Here is a 12,239-nt window from a genome sequence, read left to right on the forward strand (position 1 = left end):
ATTATTTCATTAAATCTTTTCTCATCTTAAATATTAGTGAATTATATTCCTTTTCTCTCCTTGCAAGCTCTTCAGCATATGCCTTCGCATCAGAAATATAAACATCATAATTTTTTCTTTTTAAGTCTGCGAATTGATTTAAAACATCTTTCGATATTTTATCTAAGTCCTTATCTTTTATAAAATCTAAAATCTCATCTATTTGTAAATCTATAATATTATTTGCCCAGTTTAATAAGAAAAGCCTATCTTCTACATTATCAAGGCTAAATATAACCTCTTGTAATTGTTTTTGAAAATTTGTAGTTATCTTATACAATTCACTTTCAGCTTCAAATTTTTCTTGTACTTCTCCTCCTGCTTGGAAAGCAAACTTTTGATATATCCCCTTTCTTTCTTCTAAATAAAAAACAGCAAATTTCTCTTTATATTCTTCTAATAAACCTATAAGATTTCCAATAACAGTTTGTTGTTGGTTCTCATTATATCCTTGTAATTTATTCGTAGTAATTTTACCTTTTAATCCTTTTTCAATTAAAGGTAGAAATTGCTTTTCTATTATAAATCTACTTTTATTCCAATCAGCATACCAACCTTGCCATATATTTTCTTCAATACTATCCTCTTCACAAATATTTTTAAGTTCATCTTTTTTAGTAGTCTTAAACACTTTATAATCTTCTGTCCACTCATCCCAAAGCTTAACTGCATTTGTTGCAAAATCCCTATTCTTTTCAAAATACTCAATCTTTATTAAAGCATTTTTTATTATATTAGAAGTATTTTCTGCAATGAATCTAAAGCTTGCTCTTTTTTCATCTTCAAGTTTTGCAAGTTCTTCAATTGCATTATCTCCATTATTAATTTCTTCAATTCTTTCCTCTATTTTTTCAGATTGCTTTTTAATTGCTAAAAGTTTGGAGCTTACACTATTCATTCCAAGTTCAAAATGCTTTTTAAAGAAAACTTGTCTACTCTTTAATAATTCATTTTCTTTATCTGTTAAATTAGGATTATTATCATATTTTTTAGATAACGTTAATCCAATAATATTGCAATCCCTAATAACATCACTCTTTTGCCCTTCATAATATCTCATTTTATCCATAAGTTCATCTGTCCAATTAATAACAGCTTCATAATATTTGATTATAGAATTATCAATTGCTTTAATATCATATTTTACAAGTAATATGTTGTAATCAAAAGTTGATGATAATAACACTTCTTGTTGTAAATCATTTATTTGTTCTTGTAATTCATTAAGTTTCTTCATTAATACTGGTTTTTCAAAATAAATCTTTTTATACAGTTCTGTTATTTCATTATTATTAAATATAGGTTCTAAATTGTTATTTACAAATAAGTTTAAAGTAAATTGCAGACGTTCTACTTCTGTATACACATTATTATCTGATGATACGTTACTTTCATATTCTTGATAAGTTATTTCTTCTGATGTAGGGAATAAAACCCCGTGGTCTGTTGTTTTAGGATAATCGTTATCAGTCCAGATATAATTTATTTTTTCATTGTAATTTAATATAACTCCACTATTTCCAAATATTTGTTTAGAGTTTCCAGTATATTCTGGAAAAGTTATGTCATCTATTAATGTACAAAACTGAAATTCATTAGGTATTTTCCAATTTTGATGACCATCCATTATTAAATTTTCAACTATTTCTTTAGCCTCATCAATTTTATAAGAACTTTCATTTTTTATAACTTTAAAATAGTTTGGATTTGCCCAAATAAGTCCAGTATTTCTGTCCATCAATACCTTAGGCTTATTCTTAAAGTAATACCATCTTTGCTCTTTAATAGCTTCTAATATTCTATCAATGCCTTTACCTGATAAGTTTTTAATATCTTCATTAATTTTATTAAGCTGTTGTTCTATCTTACTAAGTTCTGCTGAAATATTGTTTTTCTTACTAATCAAATTGGATTTTCCCATATTAAGTTCAGTAATTTTTTTAGCATTATGTTCATTATCAATTCCTTCGCAATTTTCTTCAATTTCTCTTATCTTTGAAAGTATCTCATCTCTTTGAGTCAATAAATCCTTAACATTTTGCATATCCCTATTCCCCTTTAATTCACTTATTAATCTGCTTTAAAGTTTAAATTTATCCCTTAGCTCTATTTTTTTTATTTCCCTTCACCTAACAACCTCTTATTAGAACTGCCTCCTAATTTTCTAATATCATTTGTAGCTTCTAATTCTGCATTGTTTATATCATTTGAAAGCATTTTATCTATTAAATTATTTGTAATTAGAGCTGTTTGGTCAATCAGTTTTTCTTTAGAATTTAAGAAACTTTCTATTATTTTACTTTGTCTATCTGTCAATCCTTCTATTTGTTTATTAAAACTTTGAAGTTGTGAGTTCATATCATCTTCTATTCTTTTAAAATACAATTTATGTGCCGGTGAACTTTCATCATATTGTTCTAATACTTCAAGTAACTTAGGAAGTTTTATTTCACTATATTCTTGATTGTCTTTAGTTATTTTGTCATTTAATTCTTTATAAAAGTTTTCTACCTGTCCTATTATTTGCAATGAGCCTTTTTCGATTATTTGCATTCTTTTTTCAGCAACCTCATTTAATTTATCTTGCATCCCAACAATTGTATTTGCAATATTATTAAATCCTCTTGCTTTTGCTTCTTCAAGAGCGACTTTGCAATAATATTCTTTTTCTAATACATCTATTTGTGCATTGGTCATTAAATCAATTCTTTCTTTTTCCATATTTGCAAGTCTAATTTTTGTCTCTGATTCTATTTCTGCAATTCTCACTTTATCTGGCTCATATGTAGTATTAGTATTGCTTGTACTTCTACTTCCTCCACTACTGTTCCCTTTAAACAATCCACCTATCCAACTAAATAATCCCATAAATTTATTCCTCCATAAAATTAAATTAAATACTTTTTCAACTTGTCCACTTCTAAATCTTCCTAATGTACATACATTGGCAAAATGCTCACAGTTATTAAACACTAAATTATATCCTTTATCCCCTAAGCATGCTCTTGCATAAGCTACAATATGTTCTACTGGATATAAATCTTGTAATTCATCATCTGTATACTCTTTAACTTCAAGCTCTCCATCTTTTAAAAAATAGCTTATATCCGTTTTAATTACTTCTGGCTTTGACCAATCTAAAACACTATCTTCTTCGCTACCAGTAAAATGTATTACTTCATCATTACTTATGTAAACTCCATGATGTGTGTATAATCCTCTATCTACTTTTATATGTTCACCTTTACTTGGTTTCTTTCTAACCCATATTTCCTGTTCTTCATCTGGAACATCAAAAATTACTGGTCCTCTAATTATCTCCATATCAAATTACCTCATTAACTCTTTCCTCATCTTAAACATTAATGAATTGTATTGCTTTTCTCTAATAGCTCTTTCTTCTACATATGATTTAATATCTGAAATATACTCTGTGTAATTATTTTCTCTTAATTTAGAAAATTCAATTAACACATCTTTTGATATATTGCTTAATTCCTTATTTTCAATAAACTCCAACACTTCATCAACTTGTATATTAATAATTTCCTCAGCCCATCTTAAAATATTAATCTTACTATAAGAATCTTCACTGTCAAATATTATATCTTGTAATTTTTCTTCTAATTTAGCTGTTGTTTTATATAATAAGCTTTCAACTTCAAATTTTTCTTGTAAATCTCCGCCTGCTTGAAATGCAAATTTTTGATATATACCTTTTCTTTCTTTGATATAAAATTTATCAATTTCATCTTTATAAGTTTGTAATATATTTATTAAGGCACCTACTGTTTCGTGCTCTACATTACTATCTATACCTAATTTGATTAATTGTGATAATTTTTCTTCTATTATATATCTACTTCTATTCCATTCGATAAACCAATCGTCTATTAATTCTTTTTCTATAGAATCTTCTTCACAGTCTTTGCTAAAATCTTCTTTCAATTTACTCTTGAATGTTTTATAATTTTCATTCCATATATTTTCGATTTTGATAATGTTTATTACAAATTCTCTATTAACTTCAATATATTTTACTTTAGATAAAGCTTTTTTTAATATATTAAATGTGTTTTCTGTAATAAACTTAAAACTTGCCCTATCTTCTTTTTCTAATTTACCTAATTCATTTAAAATATTGTTGTCACCATTTATTTCTTCAATTTTCTCTTCTATTTTATCTGCTTCTACTTTGAATACTATTAATTTATTTTTCAATTCTCCTATAGAAATATTAAACTTCTCTTTTAACAAATTTATTCTATTATTAAATAATTCTGTTTCCTGTTCACTAAGATTGTACTTATCACTGGAAACCTTTGATACAGTGAAAGAAATTTCATTAATCTCCCTTATTAATTCATTATTAGATAATTCAAATGCATCTAAATACTTCAAAAGGTCATATATCCAGTTTTGTATTCCTTCATAATATTTAATAATAGATGTATTTATTTCTTCAATATCATATAATTTTATAAACTCTACATAGTTAAGTTCTTTCAAATTTAAATTTCTCCTATTTTCATTGTTATTCTGATTATCTAAATATATTTTTTTATATAATTGAGTTATTTCATCATTATCAAATATTGGTTCAAATTCGTATTTTTTAAATAGTTCTAATGTTAAATTTAATTTTTCTTCTTTACTTAAGTATGTTGCTTTTTTACCTTTTATATATTCTTCACTACTCACATTTTTATTTACTGGAATAAAATATGCTGTATCTGATATAATCAGCATTGGATAATCAGAATCTAACTTAATTGCAGATTCTATTATATAATTACTGTATATATATACAGAATTATGGCCTAAAATTTTGTAATTGCTTCCTTCAAAAAATGGAAATTCCTTATCAACTGTGATTAATCTTATATCTTTGGGTTCCGGCAATTCCCATTCACCGAAACCATCTAAATTTAATTCAATGGCCAAGGATTTACATTGTTCTTTTGTATAAAATTTTCCTTTTGCAATCACATATTTAAAATTCTTTAAATTAGGCCATAAATACCCAGTTTCTTTATCAAACAATATATTAGGCTTATTTTTTAAAAAATACCATCTTTGTTGTCGTATTGCATCTAAAATTTTACTTTCATCTTTAATTGCCAAATTGCACCACCTCATTAGTATTTGTTTGAATTATATCATTTTTTACTACAATATAAATTATATTCCACATTTAAACATAATTCTATATATGTATATATGAAAAATACAGTATAAATGCTCTAATCAAGTTTATTTATACTGTAATACATTAATAATGTTATTTGTTATCTTTATTCAATTTAATATATCTATATAATGTAGTTTTACTTACTCCTGTAGCCTCAGTTATTTCACTAATACTATGATTTTTACTTTCATACATTTTAAGAGCAATGTCTATCTTTCTCGTATCCTTACATGGTCGCCCACCGATACGTCCTCGAGCTCTACTAACTGTAAGTGATTCTTTTGTCCTCATACTAATCATATCTCTTTCAAATTGTGATATACCACTAAATATAGTAAACATCAGCTTACTTTGTGGTGTAGTTGTATCCATCCAGCTCTCTTTAAGAGACTTTATGTTTGCCCCTTTCCCCTCTATAATATCTACTAATTTAAACAAATCTTTAGTTGACCTACTAATACGTGATAAATCGCATACTGTAATTTGGTCTTCAGGTCTTAACTGGTCTAATAATTTTTGAAGCGCAGGTCTCTCTAATTTTGTACCTGTAATTTTTTCTTGAAAAATTCTTTCGCATCCTGCTTCTTGAAGTTGCAATATTTGTTTTTCTAAATCTTGAAAATGAGTGCTCACACGTGCATATCCAAATATCAAAAATGATTCCTCCTCTTTTGTGGTTAATACATTATTATTTTTGTTCTAAAAACCTTAAACATCAACAGTTATAAAACTTTGATTTTGGTAATAGTTTTGGCACTAAAAACTATTATTATTCTATAAATATTTCTCCATTCAAAAAAAGTCCTAAAAACGAACGTTTTTAGAACTTTTCAATATTCAATAGATTATTAACTTGTACTAATTTATGTTTATAAATTAAAATTGTTGTTATAGCTAAAATTTAAGTATAAAAAGTAGCCTTCATTTTAATTAAACTATTTTAACATTTCCAAGTTATTTACATTAATAAATTTATCCTTCAACTACTTGGCGTAAATACTGTATCATTTCTCCTCTTGCAGAGATTTCCTCTAATTTATCAACAATCCTTTTTCCAACTTCTTCTTTATCTAAATCATCCGCCAATTCGTAAACCATATCGTTTAATTCAGGTTCACAAATTTTAACTACCTCATCATTCTGATTATTCATCATATATACTTCTATTTCCCACTTCGGAAAATCTAAATAATATATAACGTCTATAAAAATCCCTTCTTCCCATGCGAGTTCATGTAAATTAGCATATTCCTCTCCAAATTTAGCTTTCTCTTCTTCATATATATCTTCATCAAATGGAAAACATATTTTAAAACAACTTAAATCAAAATAACCATCATAAACTTTTAACATATATAATTCCCCCCTTTTCATTTATATTATACATCTTTATTTACATTTTTAACATAACAACTTATTATTTTACATTTATTCAATATTATATATCCTATAATATAGTTGCATTTAGGAATGATTACATTATTTTCATGAATTTATAGTATAAATATTTATAGTTATACTATATTTTTGATAGTGCATATTTTTAGTTATAATTTTCTACCATAGCATCTATAATTTATATTATAGAGCAAAGGAGGCTATTAAAATGCCAGTATCAGCAATAACATCAACTTTTGATTTAGATAAAATTAAAGAAAAGATTTTAATATCTTTACATGATAATTCTATAACATTTTCAAAACTATTAACTTGTACAGATGAGGTTTTTTTAGGAGATTATATTCAATTAATTAACGACTCCATTAAAAATTATAATCTTGAATTTTCTGTTATGAGTTTAAAAAAGGATTATTTGATTTTAGACTCAAATTCAGGTTTAAAAATTGTAATAACAGACTATTATTTAGAAATAGTAGCTGAAAATTAAAATGAAGTAGAGATTCTCTACTTTATTTTAATTTTATAAACTTTATATAAAGCTTTACTCCTATGCTGAAATTAAGTTTATTTTAAAATTTTAATTAATTTTATCTGAAAGTATAATTTAAAATAAAATACAATAATTTTACAACTTCATTTTAGTATTTTAAAATATGTTGTTTTAATTTTTCATTTTAATAAAAATACTCAATTACTATTTTTATTAAAATGAAAAATTCTTATATTTAAATATTAAAATTTAAACTAATTTATTATCCCTCTAAAGCTTTATCTATATAATTTATATTTCATAGCTACTATTTGGTTTAATAGCACTTGTGACATACATAAACTTCAATTAGCTATATATAATTGTAAATTATATGTATATCATATCTTTTAAACTAAGTTCTTATTTATTTCCTTTAATCTGCACGCAAGTGCTGTATGATATATTTTACATTTATACATTTTTAGCACAAATATTGATTTTTAATTCAAAAAAACTTATTATTGTATTATATATTATTAAGGGTTGGGGATGAATTTATGGATATTGAATCACGTATTAAAGAATCTACAGAAATATTGAAGAATGTTTTTTGCCTATCTATTGCATCTAAAGAAATGATGTATAAGGATATAGATGAAATATATAATAAAAATAAACACTTATATCTACAAGCATATAGGGATAGCGCTTCATATAACACCATTTTAAATAAAGGTTTGAGCTATAAAACAGAAATTTATGTAAAAAAAATGATAGGTATATCAGAAGATTCAATAAAACAAGATGATACAACTAATATAATAAATCTATATAAAAAAGCATATAGGAAAATTTATAATAATACTAAGAATTTAGATTCTATAAAAATATTAGATATTATAAAATTTGTTGATGCAACTAATTCTGAAAGCTCTATTGATGCTTTATCTGCATTCTATTTTTATTCAATAAGAGGTCTTTTAGAGCCTTTTAATATTGCTGATTATAAATTTGATGCTATGTTAGATGATGTTCATGTTTTAGCTCTTTATAAGAAAATAAACTTTTCTTATAAAATTATTGAACATAAAAAGGAAGACATTATTAAGTTAAAAAATAATTTTGGCATAAAAAATAAAGATTACATTGCTGATGACTTGATTACAGATATTCTTAACAAAGAAATATCTATGTATATAAAAAATAATCCTAATTCTAACGAACTTGATGCATCAAGCATAGTTCAAAAGTCTGGCAAGATAGCTAAAAACATTGGATTAATGGAAGGATTATATAAATGTTTAGAACTAAATGCTACTGGAATATCTAAGAAAATAAGCTTTACGTCACGAGAAATCTCAGAAATCTTATTAAGCTATAAGCTTACTAAAAACTTTGATGATTATGCTGATGAAGAAAGCCTAAACCCATACATAATATCCGCAATATATATGGCTATTTTAAATAAAGAATATAAAAATTTAAGAGCTGATTATTCTAAATATGTATCTGAAGAAAGTATAATTGAAATTCATAATTTACAGGAGAAATTGAAAAATTCTGTAAATGAAGTAGATAAATTAAAAGCGGATTTTGAAATTAAGGAAAAAACATTAACAGATAAAGAACAAAGCTTATTGAAAGAAATTGAGCTATTAAAAAAGGAAAACTCTCTTCTAAAGAAAAATATAAATGATACTAAAGCACTAAAGACAGAAGTTATAAAGCTAAGAGAATTTGTCTTTAATTTACAAAATACTATTGAAGACGAGATTGCAGTAACTGAAGAATTAGATTTATCTACTATTAAAGATAAAAATATAGTAATCATTGGTGGGACTACTTCTTGGACTAAAAAATTAAAAGAATTATTCCCCAAATGGCAATTTATAGGTGTAGAACAAAAAAATAATAATTTATCATTTATAAATAATTGTGATTTTCTATTTATCAATATTAATATGACACATTCATTATATTTTAAAATTAAATCTCTAATAGAAAAATATAACATAAAATATAATTTTCTAAAAAATACAAATAACATAAATAACACATTACATGAAATAGTATCTAATTTAAAAGACTAATTAGCTTTAAATAAAAAATGGACTTGTTATGTAAATATTCTAACAAGTCCATTTTAAAATTTTTTAAATTAGAAATCATAAAAATTTATTATTTTAATCTATACTTTAACCCTTTAATCTTTCCAAAAGCATGCTATTTCTTCTTGGTGGTACTTTTATCACTGCTTCATCAAAAGTTTGTTTATTTCCAATAATGATTACTTTTTCAATTGCTCTTGTAATTGCTACATATATTAAATTAGTATTAAATAATTCTTCTTTTTTCTCATCCACGGCTAAAATTATAACCTTATTTGAACTTCCCTGCATCTTGTGAATCGTTAAAGCATATGCTAAATCTAAATTTACAGTTTTTTTATATTTAACTTTCTTATACCCATAATCTACAATTAGAGTAGTATCATTAAACTCTTCGCTAATATAAGTAATTTTACCTATTTCCCCATTGAAAACCTCTAAGTTATAATCATTTTTAGTTTGTATTACTTTATTGTTAATAGAAAGATTTTTATTTATTTTTTCATATGGAAAATATCTATCTGCTATCTTTTTATTTATGCCTGCTACACCATTTGCTCCTTGCTTTACAGGAGTAAGTATAGTTATATCATCTAAATTGTATCCATTGTTTTGTAATATTTCTATTTCATTTAATATTTGATTTGATATTTCTGTATTTTTACAAGGAACAAATTTGAACTCTTCATTTTCATATTTTTTATATTCAAAATTAGGTACATACTTACAATTAACTTCATACTGTAATAACTTTTCTGCATTTTTAGCTATTAAACTTTTATCCTTCTGCCTATGATTTCCATTAAGTATTGTAATGCTAAACGTATTGCTTTCTTTTATATCTTTAAATACTTGTCCCATTCCTACAGGCTCAAGTTGATGTGTATCTCCAACCAAAATTATCTTAGTACTTAGCTCCAAACTTTCAAACAGCTCCGAAAATAACTTTAAATCTAAAATTGATGTCTCATCTATTATTAAATAATCAATATCTTTTATTTTATTAATTTCGTAAAACTCATCTTCTTTTTTATTTAAAAATCTGTGTATAGTTGTTGCTGATATATACAAATTATTTAATTCTAAATTAATTACATTTACTGCTTTGCCTGCTAAAGAAGCTATTGATATATTCTTATTTAAAGCTTTTATACATGCTACCAATGTACAAATAGTAAATGTTTTGCCACTACCTGCTCCGCCACTTATTGTGGATATATTATTAGTTAAAGCTGTAAATATAGCTTCTTGTTGTTTTAAATCTAACACCTTAACACTGTTATCAATAATTCCTTTAACTTTTTCATTATCTTCTAACGTTAATTCTGTATTTTTAATTTCTCTTCTTTTTAACAAATTATTTATTAGAGAATCCTCTAATAAATAATTTTCTGTAAGATATACTCTATCTTCTTCAATACTAACTAAGCCATCGTTCTCTAAAATAGATAACATTTTATTTATATCTATATCAGTAAATTCATTTTTTACATCTCTAAGATAAGAAAATATATGCCCCCTACTACAATCTTTATACAAGCTTCTTAAAATATTACTTAATGTTATTGTATCATTGTCTTTTTTTATTTTGTTTATATTACTATTGTTATTTTCAAATCTTACTAACATATAAGGCTTATTAATTAATATGTCAACTATATCTTTAGTACAATCTTTACTTAAAAAAAACCCTATCATCTCATTTTTCAATTTATATTTATCCTTTAAATTTATGAGCTTGTCCTTGTTTTTAAAATGAAAAAGAGTGTCTATTGCAAAATCTTTTTTCTCATCATCATACTTATTTAACTTAACTGCATCTATAATGCTTTGCATAGAATCAATATTTAAATAATATTCTATATCATCTTTATTCATTATCTTTTGTAACTGTCCATTTGCTTCTTTTAATACTATTTTATCTACACCACATTTAACTACATTTTCAACTATTGAATCACCTTGGTCGTATTTTATAACTTCTGCCAGATATTCATTTCCAATTGTAAAATTATAATAATATTCACAAATTATGATGATATCTATAATATCATCATCTTCATATTTTTGAGCGTGTATTTTGGTAAACCCTTTCTTCTTGTCCTTTATTTTTATATTTCTAACAATAAATTTTATCATCATTCCAAATCTTCTTTCTTAAAACTTTATCTTTAAATACCTTTTTAGCTATGTTTTCTCCAAAACATTCAATTATAGCTTTAGCTTCTATTTTAGAAAATCGTATACCTTTATCTAATAATTGTTTAGATAGATTTTCTGCTTTAACAAATGTTTCTTCTGTATATTCCGGAATAATATATTGTGTTGTTTTATTCTTAACAGATTTATCATCATTAGTTTCTTCTTTTTCTTCTTTTTCATAAAATTCAAGCACTGCAAATCCATTTATATAATAAAGTATTGAACTTTGGGGGCGTCCAACTCTTTCTGCAATATCATTCTGTGAATACTTTATCTTGTTTATACTTTTTGCATTGCTTTGTCTAATAGCAATAGTTAATATCTCTTTTAAAACATAAATATATTTATTGACTAACTTATACAAATTGGGATATTTATTCTTAGATATATTTTCTATCTTCTTAATATTATTTCTATAAATCTGTTTTAATAGGTCTGCGTCTGAAACATGAATATCTAATAACTCAATTAATTGTATAATTGCTTCTTGAGGATGTTGTATGTTAAATAACATACAATATATATCTACAAAAGAGTACTTTAATTTATATTCTTTATAACTCTTTCCAATGTAAATATGATATTTACCATCAATATCTTTATTTATACACGCATTATTATAAATTGCTATATACGCTTCTATTACTTGATGTTTATTATCAAAATCTTTTACATATATATTATTTGTAAGCGTAAAAAATTAAGTATCTAGATAGCCTGTCCTCTCATTGATAAAGTTAAATTAAATAATTATTAATGGGAGGACTAATATGTCTAGAAAATTAGATAATGCCAGTTGGGAAGAATGCATCAATAAATTTAATTC

At 24.5% G+C, this 12,239-nt stretch carries 9 protein-coding genes; 2 read left to right on the forward strand and 7 right to left on the reverse strand.

Annotation, left to right across the window (positions count from 1 at the left end):
* Position 1: 1 nt before the first annotated feature.
* The 5 genes from LLF98_RS07960 to LLF98_RS07980 all read right to left on the reverse strand — a co-directional run bounded on the left by LLF98_RS07960 (position 2) and on the right by LLF98_RS07980 (position 6,583).
* Positions 2–2,083: a hypothetical protein gene (locus tag LLF98_RS07960; RefSeq protein ID WP_291702564.1), complete on the reverse strand. Its 2,082-nt coding sequence runs from the start codon at positions 2,081–2,083 to the stop codon at positions 2–4.
* A 71-nt stretch (positions 2,084–2,154) separates the two neighbouring features.
* Complete coding sequence (locus tag LLF98_RS07965; RefSeq protein WP_291702565.1) at positions 2,155–3,363, reverse strand: lecithin retinol acyltransferase family protein; 1,209 nt, start codon at positions 3,361–3,363, stop codon at positions 2,155–2,157.
* 6 nt (positions 3,364–3,369) lie between these two features.
* Positions 3,370–5,163 (reverse strand): hypothetical protein, encoded by a 1,794-nt coding sequence (locus tag LLF98_RS07970; RefSeq protein WP_291702566.1) that lies wholly within the window; start codon positions 5,161–5,163, stop codon positions 3,370–3,372.
* A 157-nt stretch (positions 5,164–5,320) separates the two neighbouring features.
* Positions 5,321–5,884 (reverse strand): recombinase family protein, encoded by a 564-nt coding sequence (locus LLF98_RS07975; protein ID WP_291702567.1) that lies wholly within the window; start codon positions 5,882–5,884, stop codon positions 5,321–5,323.
* Between the two features lie 318 nt (positions 5,885–6,202).
* Positions 6,203–6,583, reverse strand: coding sequence for a hypothetical protein (locus LLF98_RS07980; protein ID WP_291702568.1), 381 nt, complete (start codon positions 6,581–6,583; stop codon positions 6,203–6,205).
* A gap of 253 nt (positions 6,584–6,836) precedes the next feature.
* Here LLF98_RS07980 and LLF98_RS07985 point away from each other — a divergent pair, with 253 nt between their 5' ends.
* On the forward strand, positions 6,837–7,118 hold the full coding sequence (locus LLF98_RS07985; RefSeq protein WP_291702570.1) for a hypothetical protein: 282 nt from the start codon (positions 6,837–6,839) through the stop codon (positions 7,116–7,118).
* Positions 7,119–7,660: 542 nt separating this feature from the next.
* The gene (locus tag LLF98_RS07990; protein WP_291702572.1) at positions 7,661–9,193 is read left to right on the forward strand and encodes a hypothetical protein; all 1,533 of its coding nucleotides are present in this window, start codon (positions 7,661–7,663) and stop codon (positions 9,191–9,193) included.
* Between the two features lie 105 nt (positions 9,194–9,298).
* On the opposite strand, the gene LLF98_RS07995 is transcribed toward LLF98_RS07990, so the two are convergent.
* Complete coding sequence (locus LLF98_RS07995) at positions 9,299–11,353, reverse strand: AAA family ATPase (RefSeq protein WP_291702574.1); 2,055 nt, start codon at positions 11,351–11,353, stop codon at positions 9,299–9,301.
* Positions 11,331–11,927, reverse strand: a complete 597-nt coding sequence (locus LLF98_RS08000; RefSeq protein ID WP_291702576.1) for a hypothetical protein — start codon at positions 11,925–11,927, stop codon at positions 11,331–11,333. Before LLF98_RS08000 ends, LLF98_RS07995 begins: the two co-directional genes overlap by 23 nt.
* Positions 11,928–12,239 lie beyond the last annotated feature (312 nt).

Origin of the sequence: Clostridium sp. (assembly GCF_021372645.1) — a bacterium.
Taxonomy (GTDB): domain Bacteria; phylum Bacillota; class Clostridia; order Clostridiales; family Clostridiaceae; genus Clostridium.